Source organism: Streptomyces sp. MS06, from assembly GCF_047200655.1.
Taxonomy (GTDB): Bacteria; Actinomycetota; Actinomycetes; order Streptomycetales; family Streptomycetaceae; genus Streptomyces.
This window is the reverse complement of sequence record NZ_JBJZOJ010000074.1, coordinates 1-20,332: the sequence shown is the minus strand read 5'-3', so window position 1 is coordinate 20,332 and position 20,332 is coordinate 1. Positions and strand designations below refer to the sequence as shown.

The window sequence follows — 20,332 nt, the reverse complement described above, 5'->3', positions numbered from 1 at the left end:
CCTGTCGCGGCGACGTCGTTTACTTTAGCCCACCGGCGGCCGGAGACGAAATCCGGTTTTGCCTCGGCCTCGGGGGCGGGTGCGGGGCCGAGGGTGTTTCCGGGCGCGGATCCGGCGGCGGGCGCGGTAGCGGGTCGGGTCGGGGCGGGTGTGGTCGAGGGCGACCAGGATTAGGGCGAGGGCGTAGAAGAAGAGGCCGAGCAGGAGCGCGTTGGCGAGGATGCTCTTGTAGCCGTGCTGGTCCACGTCGAGGAACGGGTAGAGATAGCGGCCCGGTGTGCCGGGGGTGAGGAATTCCGCCCGGCTGAGTGCGAAGACCAGGTAGGCGAGGGGGTAGAGCATCCAGCCGGTGGCCTGGCGCAGGTGGAGGCGGCCCGGTGCGGACAGGAGCAGCCAGTCCAGGACGGCCGCCGTGGGGGCGACGGTGTGCAGGAGGTGGTTGGCCACCGCGTGCCAGCCCGTCGGGGTGGCGGGGCTGCCCGGCGGGGCTGTCATGGAGAAGGGGGGTGACGCGCCGGTCAGTACGAGGTGGTACACCAGCGCGGTGATCACTGCGTAGAGGAGCGTGGCGCCGATCACCGCGGAGGGGAGGGGGCGGCGGGCTGTCCAGGCACGGCGGGCCGAGAGGGTGGAGACCAGTGCGAGCAGGATCGCGCTCTGGACTGCGAAGTAGCTGAGCGCGTGGAGAGCGCCCGTCAGCAGCAGCGTCAGGGCCACGCCGGCGGTCGCCGCGGCGGCGACCAGGAGGCGGTAGACCGCGACCAATGGGTGGCGCACGGGGGGTACCACTGCGGCGGCGGGAACGTAGGAGGGCAGCAGCGTCGGGGTGCCCGGAATCGCGGGGAGATCCGGGATGTCCCTGGGTATCGGGGCGGTCATGCCCTCACGCTAGGAAAAAGGGGCATGAGGGGCGATACGGGTGAGCTGTGTGGGTGACGCGGGCGGGATGGGGCGGACGGGGGCGGGGAACCGGAGGGGCGTTTGCCGCCTTCATGGCCGGAGCCGGAGCCGGCCATGCGGTCCGCGTCCGTCTACTGGCGTTCCACCAGCGTCAGCAGGGTGGCCTCCGGTGGGCACGCGAAGCGTACGGGGGTGTAGCGGTTCGTCCCGCACCCCGCGGACACGTGCAGGTGGGCGGTGCGGCCCTCCGCCGTGTGGGTGGAGAGGCCCTTCACCCGGTCCGGGTCCAGGTCGCAGTTGGTGACCAGGGCGCCGTAGAAGGGGATGCACACCTGGCCGCCGTGAGTGTGGCCGGCCAGGACGAGCGGGTAGCCGTCGGCTGCGAAGGCGTCCAGTACCCGCAGGTAGGGGGCGTGGACCACGCCCAGGGAGACGTTCGCGGAGGGGGACGGGCCACCCGCGACACGGGCGTAGCGGTCCCGTTTGATGTGGGGGTCGTCCAGGCCGGTCAGCTCCACCGACACGCCGCCCTCGAGTTTCAGGATTCGGCGCGTGTTCGTGAGGTTGAGCCAGCCGGCCGCGTCGAAGCCGTCGCGCAGGTCCTCCCAGGGGTTGTGGATCGCGCCGACCACGGGCGGGTTGCCGTTCAGGCCGTGACGGCCGCTCGCCTTCTCCAGGAGGTAGCGGGCGGGGTTGCGCATTCTGGGGCCGTAGTAGTCGTTGGAGCCGAAGACGTACGCCCCCGGGAACGCCATCAGCGGGCCGAGCGCGTCCAGTACCTCGGGCACCCCCTCCTGGTCGGAGAGGTTGTCGCCGGTGTTGACCACGAAGTCGGGGCGCAGGCCGGCCAGCGCGCGCAGCCAGCGCTGCTTCTTGCGCTGGCCGCCGACCATGTGGATGTCCGAGACCTGCAGTACGCGCAGGGGGCGCATGCCCGGAGGCAGCATCGGGACGGTCACCCGTCGGAGGCGGAAGGAACGGGCCTCGAACCCGGCCGAGTACAGCAGTCCGGCGGCCCCGACAGCCGCAATTCCCAGGGGGGCTCCGTATCGCGCGCGCATACGACCATCGTGTCAGACCCGGTGGCGTCGACGAGCGGATGCCCGGGCGGGGCGTGGAGATCTGGGTTGTCGGGTGGGGGCGTGGCATCCGGGGTTGTCGGGTGGTGGGGGCGTGGCATGCGGGGTTGCCGTGGCGGGTGAGGCGGAGGGGCGCTTGCTCCTGGGCAGGTGCCGGGCGCTGCCGGCCTCGGAGGCCGGTGAGCGGGCCTCTGAGAGGAGGCGAGCGGGGGCAGGGAGCGGGCGGGCGCGGGTTCGAGGGGGTGCGGTGGGCGGCGCCCGGGGGATACGACGGGGTGTTGTGCGATGCCGGGGGAGTGCGCGTGGGAAATGCGCGGGCGGTGGCCGCCGTGCGCCTGCGACAATCAACCCCATGACCACGCTCAAGTCGAAGCTGCAGGAAGACCTCAACGCCGCGATCAAGGAGCGCGACGAGCTCCGCTCCTCGACGCTCCGGCTGACGCTCGCCGCGATCACCAAGGAGGAGGTCGCGGGCAAGGAGAAGCGCGAGCTCTCCGACGACGAGGTACTCAAGGTGATCACCCGGGAGGCGAAGAAGCGCCGGGAGGCGGCGGACGCCTTCGCGCAGGGCGGGCGTGCCGAGCAGGCCGAGCGGGAGAAGGCCGAGGGCGAGGTGCTGGCCGCGTACCTGCCCAAGCAGCTGAGTGACGAGGAGCTGAGCGCGATCGTCGCCCAGGCCGTCGAGGAGGCCAGGGCGACCGGTGCCGAGGGCCCGCGGGCGATGGGCGCGGTCATGAAGATCGTGAACCCGAAGGTGGCCGGTCAGGCCGAAGGGGGCCGGGTTGCCGCCGCGGTGAAGAAGCAGCTCGCCGGCTGACCCGGTGGGCGGGGCTCCGGTGGGGCTCGCCGGGCGCCCCGTTCCTCGGGTGCGGGCCGGACCTGTCCTGCCGCCCCACTGCTCTGCCGCATCCCGAGCCGCCTCGCCGAGGCGATCGGTGAGGTGAGTCGTCTCGGCCGCAGGCGCCTTACCCGGAGAGGCCGCAGGCGCCCCACCCGGAGAGGTGGGGCGCCTGCGGCCTCTCACGCTCGCGTCATGGTCCGCTCGTGCTGGCCGTCCCGTCCGTCGGGCCAGCGGTACCGCTGCCTGTCTGGCCCTGCACCAGGTTGCCGGGGAAGGTGAAGGTGGGCGACGGGAGGGGGGCGCCGCCCGCTCCTGCGTCGGTGCTGCCGCCCGCGCCGCCGTTCGCGGTCCCGGTGGTGGTGCCGTCGAACAGCCCGCCGATGAATCCGCCGTTCCCGTGGCCGTTGCCCGGCCGACCGCCGTTGCCGCCGTCGCCGTGACCCTTGTCCTTCCCCTGGGCCGGCGGGTCGGGGATGTCGACGAGGTTGAAGCCGGGGGCGGGCTTGCCCTTCAGCGCGCCGGACATCATGCCCTTCCAGATCGGGGCGGGCACCGCGCCACCGAAGACCTTGGCGTGGTAGACGCCGCCGATCTTGATGTCCTCCATCTTGCGCTTGTGCGCCGGGTCGCCGACCCACACCGCACCGGCGAGGTTCGGGGTGTAGCCCACGAACCAGGCGGCGTAACGCTCGTCGGTCGTGCCGGTCTTTCCGGCGCTGGCCCGGTTGCTCAGGCCGGCCTGCCGGCCGGTACCGTCCTCGACCACGCCGCGCAGCAGCGTGCTGATGGTGTCGGCGGTGTTCTCGGACATCGCGCGGGAGCAGGTCGAGTTCGGGACCTTGAGCGACTTGGTGGTGCCGCCGACCCGCTGACTGATCGACTCGATGGCGACGGGCGTGCAGTGCATGCCGCGCGCGGCGAACGTCGCGTAGCCGCTCGCCATGGTCAGCGGGGACATCTCCTGGCCGCCCAGCGCGATGGAGGGGGCCTGCCGGAACGCCGCGCCGTCGGCTCTTTCGACGCCCATCTTCTTCGCCATCTGGATCGCCGGGCAGATGCCGATCTCGCCGATCATCTCCACGAAGTAGGTGTTGACGGACTTCGCCATCGCCTCTTTCATCGAGTACGGGCCGTTCTCGGCACGGGTCTCGTTGGTGAGGGAGACGCCCGACTCGTTCCAGACCTTGCCGTCGCAGGCCTGGACCGGGTGCGGGTAGTCCATCTCGTACGGCGCCGGGTACACCTGGGTCGGCGGCATGCCGCCTTCCAGCGCGGCGGCGGCCACGATGGGCTTGAACGTCGAACCGGGCTGGTAGCCGACTCCGCCGCCCATGTCCTTGTCGACCGCGAGATTGAGCGTGGTCTGGTGCTTCTTGGTGTTGATGCCGTACGGGCGCGACTGGCCCATCGCCAGGATCTTGCCGGTGCCGGGCTCCACGATGGCGGCCGCGGCCGCGACCTCGTCGCTGGTGTTGATGTGTTCCTTGATCGATTTCTGCACCGACTTCTGGGCCTGCCGGTCCATGGTGGTGCGGATCGTCAGGCCGCCCTGGTTCCAGATCTTGGCCCGCGCCTTCTTGGTCTTTCCGAAGACCGGGTCGCTCATGAAGACCTGGCGGACGTAGTCGCAGAAGAATCCGGCTCCGTCGGAGGCGGTGATGCAGCCGTTCTTGGGCCGGCTGACCTTCAGGCCGAGCGGAGCCTGCTTGGCCTTGTCGGCCTCGGCCTGCGAGACGTCACCGACCTCGGCCATGCGCTGCAGCACGACGTTGCGCCGCTTCTTGGCCTCGGCCTCGTCGTTCACCGGGTCGTAGCGGCTCGGGGACTGGACGATGCCGGCCAGCAGTGCCGCCTGCTGCAGGTTGAGGTCCTTGGCGTGCTTGGAGAAGTAGCGCTGGGAGGCCGCCTCCACGCCGTAGGCCTGCTCGCCGAAGAACGTGATGTTCAGGTAGTTCTCGAGGATCTTCTTCTTGCCGAGCTCCTCCTCCACCTGGATCGCGTACTTCAGCTCCTTGATCTTGCGGCCGAGGGTCTGCTGGGTGGCCTGGGCGACCTTCGTCGGGTCGTCGCCGGCCTCCTCGACGAAGACGTTCTTGACGTACTGCTGGGTCAGCGTGGAGGCGCCCTGGGCGACGCCGCCCTCCCGCGCGTTCTTGTTCAGCGCGCGCAGGACGCCCTTGAGGTCGACCGCGCCGTGCTCGTAGAAGCGCGAGTCCTCGATCGCGACGATCGCCTTCTGCATGTACGGCGAGATGTCCTTGAGGCTCACCACCGTCCGGTCGCGCGAGTAGACCGTGGCGATCAGCTTGCCGTCGGCGTCGAGGATGGTGGTGCGCTGGCTCAGCGGTGGCGTCTTGAGATTGGCCGGTAGCTCGTCGAAGCTCTCCACGGACCCCTTGGCAGCCAGACCCAGTGCGCCCACGGCTGGCAGTGCGATGCCGGCCAGCACCGCTCCCGCGAGCACACTGACACCGAGGAACTTGGCGGCCTGCTGCGTTGGCGACAGACCGCCGCCCGAGCGCTTTTTTGCCATGGGGGCAGCCTAATCCGTAGTGGTGAGCGTTCCGACGGAGCGGGTGCTCCTGCCGGGGGGTGCGGAGCGCCGCGGTGGCAGACGCGGCAGCCGGGCGGGCGTCGCCCCTGGCCGAAGGTGCCCGTGCGGGGCGGTGGACGGCGTGCTCCCTTCCCCATTCGCCGGACACGCGTCCATGCCTTGGCCTAAGCTGCTGCCAACTGTCACAGCAGTGCAGTCACGTATCAATACGTCCGGCGCTCTCGAATCGTTCCGCGATGTCCTCCGGTTTTCCGAGGAGCGCGTGTCGGAATTCGCCGTTTGTGTCTCTCCTCGTCCGCTATGGCGCCATGCAACTGTCCTGGTTTGCCGGGTTGGTGTCGTATGTCGCCAGCTCACTCGCCCGGGTGATCTGCCGCTTCCTCATAGTCCGTTCGGACCATTCAAGATTGGGCCTGCTGGGGGTGTTGCGCTGTGCCCACCTTCCGTAACGTCCTCAACTGGCGGCGGTGAATATGCCGCTGCCGCCGTGGGGGAGCCTCGATTCGGGAGAGGACGGCGCCGGTATGGGCTGGGTGACCGACTGGAGTGCGCAGGCTGCCTGCCGCACTACCGATCCGGATGAACTGTTCGTTCAGGGAGCAGCGCAGAACAGAGCCAAGGCGGTGTGTACCGGATGCCCGGTACGCACCGAGTGCCTGGCCGACGCGCTCGACAACCGCGTCGAGTTCGGCGTGTGGGGAGGGATGACGGAACGGGAGCGCCGCGCACTGCTGCGCCGGCGGCCCACCGTGACCTCCTGGCGCCGGCTGCTGGAGACGGCGCGCACGGAGTACGAGCGCGGCGCAGGGCTCGTACCCCTCGACGACGACGAGATGTACGAGAACTACGCGGCGGTGGGCTGAGAACGCGCCTTTCGGCCCGCCGCGGGGGCGTGCTGCAGGTAGTTCGGGCGCCTGCCTCAGGCGTCCGTCGACGGGAGTTCCGGCCTGTTGGTCGCGAGCCGGTCCCCGATGTTCCGCAGCCCTGCGATGTCGTGCACGTCGCCGGGCAGCGCGGCGACTTCGGCCACCGCCACCTCGGGATGCAGCGCGGTGAAGCGGTCACGCGTGCGCTGCTCGCGGGAGAGCAACTGCATCCGCTCGGCGTGCAGCCTCAACAGGCCCGCGGTGAGCTGTTCGACGTCCTGGCCGGCGGGCCGGGAGGAGTCGGCGCCGGTCCGGGAGGCGTCCTCGGGGGGCTGGGGAGCCTCTGCCGACGGAGCATCGGGAGAATCTGAACTTCCGTACGTGTCGGGGGAGTTACGAAGTCCAGCTTTCCCGTCCCGTTGATCCACAATGCGGGAGTCCTCAAGATTTTCCGCGGCGGCGAGCGCCCGCTCGGCAGACAGCTGGGCGGCGCCGCTGCCGTGCACGCGGTTGAGGACGAGACCGGCCAGCGGCATGTCCTCGGCGTCCAGTCGCTCCACGAAGTAGGCCGCCTCGCGCAGTGCGTCCCGTTCCGGGGCCGCCACCACCAGGAAGGCCGTGCCGGGGGCCTGGAGCAGCTTGTAGGTGGCGTCCGCCCGAGTCCGGAACCCCCCGAACATCGAGTCCATCGCCGCCACGAACGTCTGCACGTCCCTCAGCAGCTGGCCGCCCAGCACCTTTCCGAGCGCGCCCGTCATCATCGACATGCCGACGTTCAGGAACTTCATCCCGGCGCGCCCGCCGACCTTCGCCGGTGCCAGCAGCACGCGGATCAGCTTGCCGTCCAGGAACGACCCCAGCCGCTTCGGCGCGTCCAGGAAGTCCAGCGCCGAACGCGACGGCGGGGTGTCGACGACGATGAGGTCCCATTCCTCGCGGGCCCGCAACTGGCCCAGCTTCTCCATCGCCATGTACTCCTGCGTGCCCGCGAAGCCCGCCGAGAGCGACTGGTAGAACGGGTTGCTCAGGATCGCGGCAGCCCGCTCCGGATCCGCGTGCCCCTCGACGATCTCGTCGAAGGTGCGCTTCATGTCGAGCATCATCGCGTGCAGTTCGCCGCCGGAAGCGTCCTCGATGCCCTTCACCCGGCGCGGGACGTTGTCCAGCGAGTCGATGCCCATGGACTGGGCGAGCCGCCGGGCCGGGTCGATGGTCAGCACGACCACCTTGCGGCCGCGCTCGGCCGCCCGCAGCCCCAGCGCCGCCGCGGTGGTCGTCTTGCCGACCCCGCCGGAGCCGCAGCACACCACGATCCGGGTGTCCGGGTCGTCGAGGATCGGGTCGACGTCGAGCATCCGCCCCGGGGAGAGGTGACGCGGAGCCTCGTGGGCGGCGGACGAGGAGCGCGGTGCCTTCTCTCCGGCGGAGTCCCCGGCGGAGGAGCGCGGTGCCTTCCTCCCGGCGGAGGAGGAGCGTGGGGTCCCCTCTCCGGCGGACGAGCCGCCGGCCGCCTTCCGTGCGGGCGCGGAGCGGCCGGCCGTCTCCCGTGCGGAGGACGTGCGAGGGGCGGCCTCGCGTGCGGGGTCCGGACTCATGACATCCCCTGCTTCCGCAGTTCGGTGGCGAGTTCGTACAGGCCGGCCAGGTCCATGCCGTCGGTGAGCAGCGGCATCTCGTGCAGGGGGAGTTCCAGCCGGCCCAGTTCCGCTCGCTGCTCCTGCTCCAGAGCGAACCGCTCGGCGTACTCCTCGGCCTGCTGCAGCAGCGGATCCACCAGCCGCTCCGCGTGCCCGCCGCGCCGCGCGCCGCCCAGCCCGGCACCGGACAGCGTCCGCGCGAGAGCGCTGCGCGGCGTGGCCCGCACGGATTCCAGGTCGGCCGCGTCCAGCAGCTCCGGCCGCACCATGTTCACGATGACCCGCCCCACCGGCAGGCGTGCGGCACGCAGTTCCGCGATGCCGTCGACGGTCTCCTGGACGGGCATCTCCTCCAGCAGCGTCACCAGGTGCACGGCCGTCTGCGGCGACTTCAGCACCCGCATCACCGCCTGGGCCTGGTTGTGTATCGGACCGATCTTGGCCAGCCCGGCCACCTCGTCGTTGACGTTGAGGAAGCGGGTGATACGGCCGGTGGGCGGCGCGTCCATGACCACGACGTCGTACGCGAACCGTCCGCGGCCGTCCTTCCTCCGCACCGCCTCGCACGCCTTCCCGGTCAGCAGCACGTCCCGGACCCCGGGCGCGATGGTGGTGGCGAAGTCGATGGCGCCGAGCTTCTTCAGCGCCCGCCCGGCGCTCCCCAGCTTGTAGAACATCTGGAGGTAGTCCAGCAGCGCGCGTTCCGGGTCGATGGCGAGGGCGAACACCTCCCCGCCCCCGGGGGCGACGGCGATCTTGCGTTCCTCATAGGGCAACGCCTCCGTCTCGAAGAGCTGTGCGATGCCCTGCCGACCCTCCACCTCGACGAGAAGCGTCCGCTTCCCCTCCGTGGCGAGGGCCAGCGCGAGGGCCGCGGCGACCGTCGTCTTTCCGGTCCCGCCCTTGCCGCTGACGACCTGGAGCCTGCTCACGTCTTCGAGCGTAACCAGTCCGCGTCTCCGGCAACCGGCAGGCTGTGGACAACGCGGCCGTACCGCCGCCGGGCGGGCGGCCGAAAGCGGTAGCGGGCAGCGGCTAGAGTCGCCCCCATGACCAAGTGGGAATACGCAACCGTGCCGCTGCTCGTCCATGCCACGAAGCAGATCCTGGACACCTGGGGCGAGGACGGCTGGGAGCTCGTCCAGGTCGTGCCCGGGCCGAGCAACTCCGAGCAGCTCGTCGCCTACCTGAAGCGGGAGAAGCAGGCGTGAGCGCGGTCGAGGCGAAGCTCGCCGAGCTCGGTCTGACCCTGCCGGAGGTCGTCCCCCCGCTGGCCGCCTACCAGCCGGCGGTGCAGTCGGGGCCGTACGTCTACACGGCCGGCCAGCTGCCGATGGTCGAGGGCAGGCTCCCGGTGACCGGCAAGGTCGGCGCGGAGGTCACCGCCGAAGAGGCGAAGGAACTGGCTCGCACCTGCGCGCTGAACGCGCTGGCCGCCGTGAAGTCCGTCGCAGGCGATCTGGATCGTGTAGCGCGGGTGGTGAAGGTGGTCGGCTTCGTCGCCTCCGCCCCCGACTTCACCGGGCAGCCGGGCGTGCTGAACGGCGCCAGCGAACTCCTCGGCCAGGTCCTGGGCGACAAGGGCGTGCACGCGCGCAGCGCGGTGGGCGTCGCCGTGCTGCCGCTGGACGCGCCGGTCGAGGTGGAGATCCAGGTGGAACTGGCCTGACCCGCCGAGCGGGGGACTGCCGGTCCGCCGGGCCGGGCCCCGACCGCATCGGCCCGGCTGGGGCATCCGGCCCCCTCCACGTCGGCCCCGGCGCACCTCCTGGGCCAGCCGGGCCTGCGCGCGGCGCCCCGCGGGCCGGCCGTGTCGGCTCGGGGCCTCCCGGACACGCCGTGCCGGCTCGGCGCACCCGCGGTCCGGGCATGCGGCCTGACGCACTTCCCGGGCCGGGCATGCCGGGGGCGCCGTGCCGGGCGGGCCGCAGCAGCGGGGCCGGGACACCCCGCACCCGCCGAGCCGGGCAGACCCCCGCGCACCCGCCGAGCCGGGCAGAGCCCCCGCCGACCGGCCCTGATCGGTCAGCTCTCGAACATTCGCCCGCCACCGGATAGCCTCCGCCCATGGCGAATGGGCAGTGGTTCCCCCCGGAATGGCCGGACCGCATCCGCGCGCTCGCGGACGGCACCCTCACTCCGGTCGTACCCAGGCGCGCGGCCACCGTCATGCTGCTGCGGGACGGCGCGGCCGGACCCGCGGTCCACATGCTGCGCCGACGCGCCTCGATGGCCTTCGCCGGAGGCGCGTACGCGTACCCCGGCGGTGGTGTGGACCCCCGCGACGACGACCACCGGGTCGGCTGGGCCGGCCCGCCCCGCTCCTGGTGGGCCGAGCGGCTCGGCGTCGACGACGCGGTCGCCCAGGCGATCGTCTGCGCGGCCGTGCGGGAGACCTACGAGGAGTCCGGCGTGCTGCTGGCCGGCCCCACCTCCGACTCGGTCGTCGGCGACACCACCGGTGAGGACTGGGAGGCCGACCGTACGGCACTGGTGGACCGCGAGACGTCCTTCGCCGAGTTCCTGGACCGCCGCGGCCTCGTGCTGCGCTCCGACCTGCTGGGCGCCTGGACCCGCTGGATCACGCCCGAGTTCGAGGCCCGCCGCTACGACACCTGGTTCTTCGTCGCCGCGCTGCCCGCCGGCCAGCGCACCCGCAACGCCTCCACCGAGGCCGACCGCACGGTGTGGACCCGGCCCGCGGACGCGGCGGCCGCGTACGACAGGGGCGAACTGCTGATGATGCCGCCGACCATCGCCACCCTGCGCCAGCTCGCTCCGTACGCCACCGCCGCCGAGGCCCTGGCCGACGCGCCCGGCCGCGACCTGTCGCCCGTCCTGGCGCGGGCCCGGCTGGAGGGCGGCCGGGTCGTGCTGACCTGGCCCGGCCACGACGAGTTCACCAAGCACATCCCGGCAGGTGGAGGCCCCGCATGACCGACGCCGCGGCCCTCCCCGGTCAGCCGAGAGGCGGGGTCCTCTCCGGCCCCGCCACCCCGCGCGCGGTGAACGTGCTGGCGCCCAACGCCTCCGCGATGACCCTGGACGGCACCAACACCTGGATCGTCGCCGAGCCCGACTCCGACCTGGCCGTCGTGATCGACCCCGGCCCGCTCGACGAAGGGCACCTGAAGACGGTCGCCGACACCGCGGAGCAGTCCGGCCGGCGGATCGCTCTCACCCTGCTCACCCACGGCCACCCGGACCACGCCGAGGGCGCCGCCCGCTTCGCCGAACTCACCGGCACGCGGGTGCGTGCGCTCGACCCGGCGCTCCGCCTCGGCGACGAGGGACTGGCCGCCGGGGACGTGATCACCGCGGGCGGGCTGGAACTGCGGGTCGTCCCGACGCCGGGCCACACCGCGGACTCCCTGTGCTTCCACCTCCCGGCCGACCGGGCCGTCCTCACCGGCGACACCGTCCTCGGCCGCGGCACCACCGTCGTGGCCCATCCCGACGGCCGCCTCGGTGACTACCTGGACTCCCTGCGGAGGCTGAGGTCGCTCACCGTGGACGACGGCGTCCACACCGTCCTGCCCGGACACGGCCCCGTCCTGGAGGACGCCCAGGGCGCCGTCGAGTTCTACCTGGCCCACCGCGCCCACCGGCTCGCCCAGGTGGAGACGGCCGTGGAGGACGGCCACCGCAGCCCCGCCCAGGTCGTCGCCCACGTCTACGCGGACGTGGACCGCACTCTCCGGCCGGCGGCCGAGCTGTCGGTGCGGGCGCAGCTCGAGTACCTGGAGGAGCACGGGCTGATCTGACCGGGCCCACCGGTGGGAGCGCCGCCTGCCGTGCGACCTCCGCTCCGGGCCGCCCCGCCACCGCGCCGGGGCGACGCGGCGCGCGCGGTCGTGGAGACCGAGCCGCTCCTCCGGTTCCGTACAGAGGCGCCGAGGCGCCGAGGCAGCGAGGCAGAACGCGGCACGGCGGCAGAACGGCACAGCAGCAGAGCGGCACGGCGGCAGAACGGTGCCGACCGCTCAGCCGCCGTCGGGCCGCGACGTCTTGACGCCGTGGACGCGCGCGTACTCCTCCGCCAGCCACGGGCCGAGGTCGTCGACGTAGGCGCGCAGTACCCCGGCGTCGCCGACCGGTTCGTGCCCGCGTTCGGCCGCCGCGCGCATCTGGCCGGCCCGCTCCGGGTAGTACCCGCCGAACACCTCGGCCATCTCGGGCAGCTCGCTGGTCCAGCCCTGCCAGCGCGGCATCACCAGCGTGAACCCGGTGCGTACCAGGTGCCGGGACATGTGGCGCACCAGCCGCCGCCGGGTCTCCTCGGTACCGGCCGAGGCGATCTGCTCCCGCCAGCGGGGCAGCAGCCCGCCGAGACCGCCGTTGGTCTCCCGGGCGAGCAGGGTGTCGGGCCGGTAGCGGGGCAGCTCCGCGGCCAGGTCCTCCCCGAGCAACGGCGTGCACAGGCAGGCCACGAACCAGCCCAGGTCGTGGCGCTCCGCTTCGCTCAGCAACCGGGCCCGGCTGTACAGCAGCGTGCCGACGCCGTCGATCTGCCCGAACTCCCGGTCGATGCCCTCGCCGAGCCGTCGTACGGCCTCCCGGTCGGCGTCCGTGGGCTCCTCCCGCAACGCCAGCAGCAGGTCGAGGTCGCTGCGGCCGGGGCGGGCGGTGCCGCGCGGAACGGAGCCGTACAGGTAGGCGCTGTGCAGTCGGGCCCCGAACACGGCCGGCAGGCGTGCGCGCGTGGCGGCGACCACGGCTCGGAAATCGTGCGGCACGCGGGCGAGGGAGCCCTCCCGCGCGATGTGGCCCTCGGCGTCCAGACCCTTGGAGGCGATCACGTTTCGGGTGTCGGGTGTCCGGTTCCGGGGGCGGCCGGTGTCAGCGGGAGCGCTTCGCCAGGCGCTCCACGTCCAGCAGGATCACGGCCCGCGCCTCCAGGCGCAGCCAGCCGCGCTGAGCGAAGTCCGCGAGTGCCTTGTTCACAGTCTCCCGGGAGGCGCCCACCAGCTGGGCCAGCTCCTCCTGCGTCAGGTCGTGGACGACGTGGATGCCTTCCTCGGACTGCACGCCGAAGCGGCGGGACAGGTCCAGCAGGGCGCGCGCCACCCGTCCGGGAACGTCCGAGAAGACCAGGTCCGACATGGCGTCGTTGGTCTTGCGCAGGCGCCGGGCGACGGCGCGCAGCAGTGCGGAGGCCACCTCGGGGCGGACGTTCAGCCAGGGCTGCAGATCGCCGTGGCCCAGCCCGAGCAGCTTCACCTCGGTCAGTGCGGTCGCGGTCGCGGTGCGCGGGCCCGGGTCGAAGAGCGACAGCTCCCCGATGAGCTCGCCGGGGCCGACCACGGCCAGCATGTTCTCGCGGCCGTCGGGCGAGGTGCGGTGGAGCTTCACCTTGCCCTCGGTCACCACGTACAGCCGGTCACCCGGGTCCCCCTCGTGGAACAGGGAGTCCCCGCGTGCCAGGGTCACCTCACTCATGGAGGCGCGAAGCTCCGCGGACTGCTCGTCATCGAGCGCCGCGAAGAGCGGATTGCGCCGCAGAACGTCGTCCACGAGTACTCTCCTTGTCGACCGGCTCAGGGGATCTTGCTCCCCCGTGTACCAGGGGACCCCGGTGCCCATTCTGCCGGAGGGGCCAAACGGTGTGATCTGTCACAAGGATGCCGCACACCTGTCCCGTGGTAAGCGGCAGGGGGCCAATTGGGGGCCGATCTTCCCTGTCCGGGGCGGATGTCGGTGCCGGGCCTTAGGCTGGCCGGGTGTCCGAAACGCCGGTGAAAGCACAGGCCTAGGGGGCTGCACGGGTGGTAGTACGTCGCGATTCCGCTGTGGGCGAACAGGGGTCGGGTGGGAGCCCGAGTGAGGGAAGGAAAGCGGCGAACACCGCGAAGGGGACGACCCCGCGTGCCCGCGGAAGCGCACCGGCGAAGAAGGCCGCCCCGAAGGAAACCGCTGCGGTGGTCCCGGAGCGGCCCGTGAAGTCCGCCGCCCGCCGGCCGGCGAAGGACGAGTCGCGCACCGCTCTGGTCCGCCGCGCCCGCCGCATCAACCGGGAGCTGGCGGAGGTCTACCCCTACGCCCATCCCGAACTGGACTTCGACAACCCCTTCCAGCTGCTGGTCGCCACCGTGCTGTCGGCCCAGACCACGGACCTGCGCGTCAACCAGACCACCCCGGCGCTGTTCGCCCGCTACCCCACCCCCGAGGACCTGGCGGCCGCCGTCCCGGAGGAGGTGGAGGAGATCCTCCGCCCCTGCGGCTTCTTCCGCGCCAAGACCAGATCCGTCATGGGCCTGTCCCGGGCTCTGGTGGAGGACCACGGCGGCGAGGTCCCGGGCCGCCTGGAGGACCTCGTCAAGCTGCCCGGTGTCGGCCGCAAGACCGCCTTCGTCGTGCTCGGCAACGCCTTCGGGCGGCCCGGCATCACCGTGGACACCCACTTCCAGCGGCTCGTGCGGCGCTGGAAGTGGACCGAGGAGACCGACCCCGACAAGATCGAGGCCGTGGTCGGCGGGCTCTTCCCCAAGAGCGACTGGACGGACCTGTCGCACCACGTCATCTGGCACGGCCGCCGCATCTGCCATGCCCGCAAGCCTGCCTGCGGCGCCTGCCCGATCGCCCCGCTCTGCCCGGCCTACGGGGAGGGCGAGACCGACCCGGAGAAGGCGAAGAAGCTGCTCAAGTACGAGAAGGGCGGCCTTCCCGGCCAGCGTCTGAAGCCCCCGCAGGCCTACCTGGACGCCGGAGGCAGGCCCGCACCACCGCTGAGGGCCGAATGACGGGGCGGGCTGCCGGCCCGGCCCGCGGCAGCGCGGACCGGTCGGTGCGGCAGGCCGCCCCGGCGGTCGGCGAGGGGGCCGGCGACGACGCCGGTACGGCGGCGGCGGAACGATCTCGATGCCGCCGGGCGTTGGACACGGCAGGACGACGGGGGCGGCGATGACGCACGCGAGCAACACTCAGGGCGGTTCCGTGACACTCAGCAAGAAGGGCCTGCCCGGCTGGCTCGACCCCGTGGTGCGGGCCGCGGAGACCGTCCAGCCGCTCCAACTGAGCCGCTTCCTCCCGCCGGAGAGCGGCGACGGCCGCCAGTCCGCCGTACTGGTCCTGTTCGGCGAGGGCGAACGCGGCCCCGAACTGCTGCTGATGGAACGGGCCGGCTCGCTCCGCTCCCACGCCGGGCAGCCCTCCTTCCCCGGCGGTGCCCTCGACCCGGTGGACGGCGACCCGCACACCGACGGACCGCTGCGGGCCGCGCTGCGCGAGGCCGAGGAGGAGACCGGCCTCGATCCCGCGGGCGTGCAGCTCTTCGGCGTGCTGCCCCGGCTGTACATCCCGGTCAGCGGCTTCGTCGTCACCCCGGTACTGGGCTGGTGGCGGGAGCCCAGCCCGGTCGGGGTCGTCGACCCGAACGAGACCGCCCGCGTCTTCACCGTCCCCGTGGCGGATCTCACGGACCCGGAGAACCGGGCCACCAGCGTCCACCCCAGCGGCTACCGGGGCCCGGCATTCCTGGTGGAATCCGCTCTGGTCTGGGGGTTCACGGCCGGAGTGATCGACCGGCTGCTCCACTTCGCCGGCTGGGAACGGCCCTGGGACTCGGACAAGCGGGTCCCGCTGGACTGGCGGTCATGACAGGGTGGCTGCCGTGAACGTGCTGGACATCCTGTTGCTGGCCGCGGCCGTGTGGTTCGCGGTGGTCGGCTACCGCCAGGGCTTCGTCGTCGGCATCCTGTCGGTGGTCGGGTTCCTCGGCGGTGGCCTTCTCGCCGTGTACACGTTGCCTCTGCTCTGGTCCGCGCTCACCGACAACGCCGAGGTCAGCACCACCGCGGCGGTCGTCGCGGTCATCGTCGTCATCGTGTGCGCGTCCGTGGGCCAGGCACTGACCACCCACCTCGGCAACAAGCTCCGCCGGTACATCACCTGGTCCCCGGCACGCGCCCTGGACGCGACCGGCGGTGCGCTGGTCAACGTCGTCGCGATGCTGCTCGTGGCCTGGCTGGTCGGCTCCGCACTGGCCGGCACCACCCTGCCCACGCTCGGCAAGGAGGTCCGCAGCTCCAAGGTGCTGCTCGGCGTGTCCCGGGCGCTGCCCGACCAGGCCGACACCTGGTTCGCCGACTTCTCCTCCGTCCTCGCGCAGAACGGCTTCCCGCAGGTCTTCAGCCCGTTCGCCAACGAGCCGATCACGGACGTCCAGCCACCGGACCCTGCGCTCGCGCACAGTGCCGTGGCCACCCGCGCCGAACGCTCCATCGTCAAGGTCATGGGCACCGCCGAGGGATGCGGCAAGGTCCTGGAAGGCACCGGGTTCGTCTTCGCCGACCGCCGGGTGATGACCAACGCACACGTGGTCGGCGGCGTCGACGAACCCACCGTTCAGATAGGCGGCGCGGGCCGAAGGTACGACGCGACGGTCGTCCTCTACGACTGGCAGCGCGACATCGCCGTGCTCGACGTCCCCGACCTGGAGGCGCCCGCGCTGCGTTTCGCACCGAAGAACGCCTCGAGCGGCGACAGCGCGATCGTGGCCGGCTACCCGGAGAACGGCGCGTACGACGTGCGCGCGGCACGCGTGCGCGGCCGGATCACCGCCAACGGCCCGGACATCTACCACCGCGGCACCGTGCGCCGCGACGTCTACTCGCTGTACGCGGTCGTCCGGCAGGGCAACTCGGGCGGCCCGCTGCTCACCCCCGACGGCCGCGTCTACGGCGTGGTCTTCGCCAAGTCCCTCGACGACGCCGAGACCGGATACGCGCTGACCGCGGACGAGATCCGGAAGGACGTCGACAAGGGGCGTACCGCGAACCGGAAGGTGGACAGCGACCGCTGCGCGCTGTAGGGCGCGAGCAGCGGTTGAGGACGGTGCCGCTGCGGCGTCAGTCTCGCGGGTGGCGCAGCCGTACGGACACCCAGCGGGCCCGGCGGCGAAGGATGCGTGGGATCCCCACCCGCAGGTCGCTGCCGTCCGTGCTCGGCAGTTGCGCTGTGCCACCTCGCTGGCGGGAGCTCAGGGCACTGCCCGAGCGGCGGTTGCGTGCTACGTCACTGTAGTCGTGCGTCCAGCCCATACCCGGACGTCTGCCCCTGCCCCATGGTCGATAACCGTTCCCACGCCCCCCAATTGGCCTATGCGTCGGGCATGTGGCCGCTCCCCGCACAGATGTTCAGGAACTGCCGCCGGCGGCAGAGGGTCCGCACCACCGGATGCGGGCCCGAGCCCGCGGCCGCGCGGCCCGTGCTCAGCGGTCGGGCTCGGGGTCCCGGAGCCAGTTGACCAACTCGGTGGAGAAGGCGGCCGGGTCCTCCTCGTGCGGAAAGTGACCCAGTCCGTCGAACAACCGCCATCGGTACGGCGCTTCGACGTACTCACCCGAACCGGCCGCGCTGCGGGTGCGCATCACCGGGTCGAGCGAGCCGTGCAGGTGCAGGGTCGGTACCCGCACCGGTCGCTTCATGCGCCGGTTGAACTGGAAGCCGTCGGGGCGGGCGAGGGAGCGGACCAGCCAGCGGTAGGGCTCGATCGCGCAGTGCGCCGTCGACGGGATGCAGATCGCCCGGCGGTACGTCTCCACCGCCTCGTCGTCCGGCTGGTGCGGACCGGACCACTCCCGGAGCAGCCGGCCCACCAGAGCCCCGTCGTCCGCGGTCAGCTGCCGCTCGGGGATCCACGGTCGCTGGAAACCCCAGATGTGCGAGCCGGCCCTGGTCTGCCGGACGTCGGAGAGCATCGCCGACCGCCAGCGCCGGGGATGCGGCATCGAGGAGACCGCGAGGCGCCGCACCAGTTTGGGACGCATCGCGGCCGCCGTCCACGCCAGGTATCCGCCCAGGTCGTGGCCGACCAGCGCGGCGTCCGGTTCGCCGAGGGAGCGGATCACCCCGGTGATGTCCAGGGCGAGGTTGGCGGGATCGTATCCGCGCGGGGTGCGGTCGGAGCCGCCGACGCCTCTGAGGTCCATGGCGACGGCCCGGTAGCCGGCGTCGGCGAGCGCCGTCAGCTGGTGACGCCAGGCCCACCAGAACTGCGGGAAGCCGTGCAGGAGCAGCACCAGCGGCCCGTCGCCGAGCTCCGCGATGTGGAAGCGCGCACCGTTGGCGGCGACATCGCGGTGCCTGACCTTCCGCCCTCCGGGCAGGTCGATCCGTACGACCGACTTCGGCTGCTGCGCCGCAGGGGTGGTGGGGTCCGTCATGAGGACGAGCGTGCCACAGCCTCGATGGCTTCGGGGACGCGCTCCTCCAGAGCGGGGGTTTCCGGACGCGGGTGCGGCTTGGCGTTCTGCAGGACGCCCGCCGTCTCCTTCACGGAGGCGGCGACCTTCTGCGGTCCCTTGCCCTTCTTGGCCTTCTTCGCGAACGTCGCGCCGATCAGGAAGAGCAGCAGGGCGATCAGGGCGTTGGCGGCGAAGGACAGCAGGAAGCACCAGGCGAGGTTCCAGCCCCCCTCGCCGTTGTGGCCGCCCGTCCAGGCGTGGATGCCGTACGCCAGCGCGAAGTTCAGCATCGGCAGGGAGAACACGAGCAGCACGGCGCCCACCGTGAACGCGCCGCCGCTCATCGCGCCGCGTTTGACGTCCTGCTTGAGCTGAGCCTTCGCCAGTGCGATCTCGTCATGCACCAGCGCCGACATGTCGGTCGTGGCCGATGCGAACAGCTGGCCGATGCTGCGTTCGGTGCCGACCGGGTTGCCGTCGGGTGCGCTCATCGCGGTCTCCCTCTCTCGCGTTCGGATCCGTCCGCCGCCGTGACTGCGGAGGTCTTCTGTACCGTTCCGTCAGATCATGCCGGACGGTCGTCTTCCCCGCCCGCCCCGCCCGGCACTTCGGTGGCGTGGCGTGCGGCGGCCAGCTCTTCCGCCAGACGGCGGTGCTCGGTGGCCTTGGCCTCGTGGATGACGGCCATCCGCAGGTGGTACTCCGGGCGGTCCTCCTCGTACATGTCCGGAATGCCGTCGAGGTCGTCGTCCCGCTCCTCGTCCTCGCACAGCGCCCGGTACTTGGCGTTCCGGATCTTGAGCAGCGCCGTCGCCAGGACGGCCGCGATCAGGGAGCCCGTCAGGACGGCGGCCTTGGCCTCGTCGGTCAGCACCGCGTCGCCCTCGAAGGCCAGCTCGCTGATCAGCAGTGAGACGGTGAACCCGATCCCGGACAGAGCCGCGACCGCGAACACGTCGGCCCAGGCGAGGTCCTCGCTGAGGGACGCTCTGGTGAAGCGGGCGGTGAGCCAGGTGCCGCCGAAGATACCGAGGGACTTGCCGACGACCAACCCGAGCACGATGCCGAGGGTCTCGGGTTTGGTGAACACGTCGCCGATCTCGTGATGGGAGATGGTCACGCCGGCGCTGAACAGGGCGAACAGCGGGACGGCCAGTCCAGCCGACACGGGCCGGACGAGGTGTTCGATGCGCTCACCGGGGGAGTGGTCCTCGCCCTCACGCCGGGTGCAGCGCAACATCAGGCCCATCGCCACGCCGGCGATGGTGGCGTGGACTCCGCTGTTGTACATCAGTGCCCAGATCACCAGGGCGAGAGGCACGTACACGTACCAGCCGCGTACCCCTGTGCGCAGCAGCAGCCAGAAGACGGCCAGGCCCGCCGCCGCGCCGGCGAGTGCGGCGAAGTTGATGCTGCTGGTGAAGAAGATCGCGATGATCAGGATGGCGAAGAGGTCGTCGACGACGGCGAGGGTGAGCAGGAAGGCGCGCAGGGCACTGGGCAGCGAGGTGCCGATCACGGCGAGCACGGCGAGGGCGAAGGCGATGTCGGTCGCGGTGGGCACCGCCCAGCCCTCCAGCGAGCCGCCGCCGGTGACCGCGGTCAGGGTGTAGACCAGGGCGGGTACCGCCATGCCGGACAGAGCCGCGACGACGGGCAGGACGGCGGCTTTGGGGTCGCGCAGATCACCGGCGACCAGTTCGCGCTTGAGTTCGATGCCGGCGACGAAGAAGAAGACTGCCAGAAGCCCGTCGGCGGCCCAGTGCTCGACGGACAGGTGCAGCCCGAGCGCCTCGGGGCCGAAGTGGAAGTCGGCGGCCGCTTGGTAGCTCTCGTGCAGTGCGGGGATGTTCGACCAGATCAGCGCGGCGACCGCGGCGAGCAGCAGCAGCACGCCACCGACGGTCTCGGTGCGCAGCGCGTCCGCGACGAAGGTCCGCTCCGGCAGGGTCAGACGGCCGAAGACCCTGCGGCTGGTGGTACGGGGCGCGGGCACAGACAGACCTCCGGTGGGTGGGCAGCGACGAACACATGCCGACCAGACTTCCCGGCGCACCTTGTTTTACTTCAGCTTTGCTTAGATTACCTAACGTGCGACCGCCGGGCCAGTGATCATTACGTTATACGCAAAAGGGGCACCCGGCACGGCTGGTGTCGGGTGCCCCTCCGGGAAGCGGCGGCTGGGCTCAGCCCGTCCGCGGCCGTGGCGGCCTCAGTCCCCCCTCTACCTGGCCCGCGCCGTCTCAGTCCTCGCTCGCCGCGGCGGGCAGT

The 20,332-nt window shown here is 71.8% G+C and carries 20 protein-coding genes; 9 read left to right on the top strand and 11 right to left on the bottom strand.

Features of this window, described 5'->3' with window-relative positions; translation table 11 throughout:
- Positions 1-24: 24 nt before the first annotated feature.
- The gene (locus ACL02U_RS28975) at positions 25-879 is read right to left on the bottom strand and encodes a Pr6Pr family membrane protein (RefSeq protein WP_412793940.1); all 855 of its coding nucleotides are present in this window, start codon (positions 877-879) and stop codon (positions 25-27) included.
- Positions 880-1,031: 152 nt separating this feature from the next.
- Complete coding sequence (locus tag ACL02U_RS28970; protein ID WP_412793939.1) at positions 1,032-1,961, bottom strand: metallophosphoesterase; 930 nt, start codon at positions 1,959-1,961, stop codon at positions 1,032-1,034.
- 370 nt (positions 1,962-2,331) lie between these two features.
- Here ACL02U_RS28970 and ACL02U_RS28965 point away from each other — a divergent pair, with 370 nt between their 5' ends.
- Positions 2,332-2,796 carry a GatB/YqeY domain-containing protein gene (locus ACL02U_RS28965; protein ID WP_412793938.1) on the top strand — a complete coding sequence of 155 codons (465 nt, stop codon included), beginning with the start codon at positions 2,332-2,334 and terminating at the stop codon, positions 2,794-2,796.
- Between the two features lie 214 nt (positions 2,797-3,010).
- On the opposite strand, the gene ACL02U_RS28960 is transcribed toward ACL02U_RS28965, so the two are convergent.
- Positions 3,011-5,353 (bottom strand): transglycosylase domain-containing protein, encoded by a 2,343-nt coding sequence (locus tag ACL02U_RS28960; protein WP_412793937.1) that lies wholly within the window; start codon positions 5,351-5,353, stop codon positions 3,011-3,013.
- A gap of 545 nt (positions 5,354-5,898) precedes the next feature.
- Between ACL02U_RS28960 and wblA the strand changes: the two genes are divergently transcribed.
- Positions 5,899-6,237: a transcriptional regulator WblA gene (gene wblA / locus ACL02U_RS28955; RefSeq protein WP_412793955.1), complete on the top strand. Its 339-nt coding sequence runs from the start codon at positions 5,899-5,901 to the stop codon at positions 6,235-6,237.
- Between the two features lie 56 nt (positions 6,238-6,293).
- Here wblA and ACL02U_RS28950 read toward each other — a convergent pair whose 3' ends face one another.
- Together ACL02U_RS28950 and ACL02U_RS28945 are read right to left on the bottom strand one after the other, a co-directional pair.
- Positions 6,294-7,595 carry an ArsA family ATPase gene (locus tag ACL02U_RS28950; RefSeq protein ID WP_412793954.1) on the bottom strand — a complete coding sequence of 434 codons (1,302 nt, stop codon included), beginning with the start codon at positions 7,593-7,595 and terminating at the stop codon, positions 6,294-6,296.
- 236 nt (positions 7,596-7,831) lie between these two features.
- Entirely contained in the window at positions 7,832-8,809 is a 978-nt protein-coding gene (locus ACL02U_RS28945; RefSeq protein ID WP_412793936.1) for an ArsA family ATPase, read from the bottom strand.
- A gap of 117 nt (positions 8,810-8,926) precedes the next feature.
- Here ACL02U_RS28945 and ACL02U_RS28940 point away from each other — a divergent pair, with 117 nt between their 5' ends.
- The 4 genes from ACL02U_RS28940 (at position 8,927) to ACL02U_RS28925 (ending at position 11,641) form a co-directional block, all read left to right on the top strand.
- Entirely contained in the window at positions 8,927-9,088 is a 162-nt protein-coding gene (locus ACL02U_RS28940) for a DUF4177 domain-containing protein (RefSeq protein ID WP_412793935.1), read from the top strand.
- Positions 9,085-9,546, top strand: a complete 462-nt coding sequence (locus ACL02U_RS28935) for a RidA family protein (RefSeq protein WP_412793934.1) — start codon at positions 9,085-9,087, stop codon at positions 9,544-9,546. Before ACL02U_RS28940 ends, ACL02U_RS28935 begins: the two co-directional genes overlap by 4 nt.
- Before the next feature lie 398 nt (positions 9,547-9,944).
- Complete coding sequence (locus ACL02U_RS28930) at positions 9,945-10,814, top strand: NUDIX hydrolase (RefSeq protein WP_412793933.1); 870 nt, start codon at positions 9,945-9,947, stop codon at positions 10,812-10,814.
- Positions 10,811-11,641, top strand: a complete 831-nt coding sequence (locus tag ACL02U_RS28925; protein WP_412793932.1) for an MBL fold metallo-hydrolase — start codon at positions 10,811-10,813, stop codon at positions 11,639-11,641. Before ACL02U_RS28930 ends, ACL02U_RS28925 begins: the two co-directional genes overlap by 4 nt.
- A 219-nt stretch (positions 11,642-11,860) precedes the next feature.
- On the opposite strand, the gene ACL02U_RS28920 is transcribed toward ACL02U_RS28925, so the two are convergent.
- Complete coding sequence (locus ACL02U_RS28920) at positions 11,861-12,673, bottom strand: nucleotidyltransferase domain-containing protein (protein WP_412793953.1); 813 nt, start codon at positions 12,671-12,673, stop codon at positions 11,861-11,863.
- Positions 12,674-12,716: 43 nt separating this feature from the next.
- Positions 12,717-13,391: a Crp/Fnr family transcriptional regulator gene (locus ACL02U_RS28915; RefSeq protein ID WP_412793931.1), complete on the bottom strand. Its 675-nt coding sequence runs from the start codon at positions 13,389-13,391 to the stop codon at positions 12,717-12,719.
- 251 nt (positions 13,392-13,642) lie between these two features.
- Between ACL02U_RS28915 and nth the strand changes: the two genes are divergently transcribed.
- The 3 genes from nth (at position 13,643) to ACL02U_RS28900 (ending at position 16,686) form a co-directional block, all read left to right on the top strand.
- A complete protein-coding gene (gene nth, locus ACL02U_RS28910) occupies positions 13,643-14,617 on the top strand; it encodes an endonuclease III (protein ID WP_412793930.1) in 975 nt (324 codons plus the stop codon).
- Positions 14,618-14,777: 160 nt separating this feature from the next.
- Positions 14,778-15,473 carry an NUDIX hydrolase gene (locus ACL02U_RS28905; protein ID WP_412793929.1) on the top strand — a complete coding sequence of 232 codons (696 nt, stop codon included), beginning with the start codon at positions 14,778-14,780 and terminating at the stop codon, positions 15,471-15,473.
- A 13-nt stretch (positions 15,474-15,486) separates the two neighbouring features.
- Positions 15,487-16,686, top strand: coding sequence for a MarP family serine protease (locus ACL02U_RS28900; RefSeq protein ID WP_412793928.1), 1,200 nt, complete (start codon positions 15,487-15,489; stop codon positions 16,684-16,686).
- A 37-nt stretch (positions 16,687-16,723) separates the two neighbouring features.
- Here the strand turns inward: ACL02U_RS28900 and ACL02U_RS28895 are convergent, their stop codons facing one another.
- The 4 genes from ACL02U_RS28895 to nhaA form a co-directional block, all read right to left on the bottom strand.
- Positions 16,724-16,915, bottom strand: coding sequence for a hypothetical protein (locus tag ACL02U_RS28895; RefSeq protein WP_412793927.1), 192 nt, complete (start codon positions 16,913-16,915; stop codon positions 16,724-16,726).
- A gap of 171 nt (positions 16,916-17,086) precedes the next feature.
- The gene (locus ACL02U_RS28890) at positions 17,087-18,040 is read right to left on the bottom strand and encodes an alpha/beta fold hydrolase (protein WP_412793926.1); all 954 of its coding nucleotides are present in this window, start codon (positions 18,038-18,040) and stop codon (positions 17,087-17,089) included.
- Positions 18,037-18,552, bottom strand: coding sequence for a phage holin family protein (locus ACL02U_RS28885; protein ID WP_412793925.1), 516 nt, complete (start codon positions 18,550-18,552; stop codon positions 18,037-18,039). The genes ACL02U_RS28890 and ACL02U_RS28885 overlap by 4 nt, the downstream gene beginning before the upstream one ends.
- Positions 18,553-18,626: 74 nt before the next feature.
- A complete protein-coding gene (gene nhaA / locus ACL02U_RS28880) occupies positions 18,627-20,057 on the bottom strand; it encodes a Na+/H+ antiporter NhaA (RefSeq protein WP_412793924.1) in 1,431 nt (476 codons plus the stop codon).
- Positions 20,058-20,332: the final 275 nt, after the last annotated feature.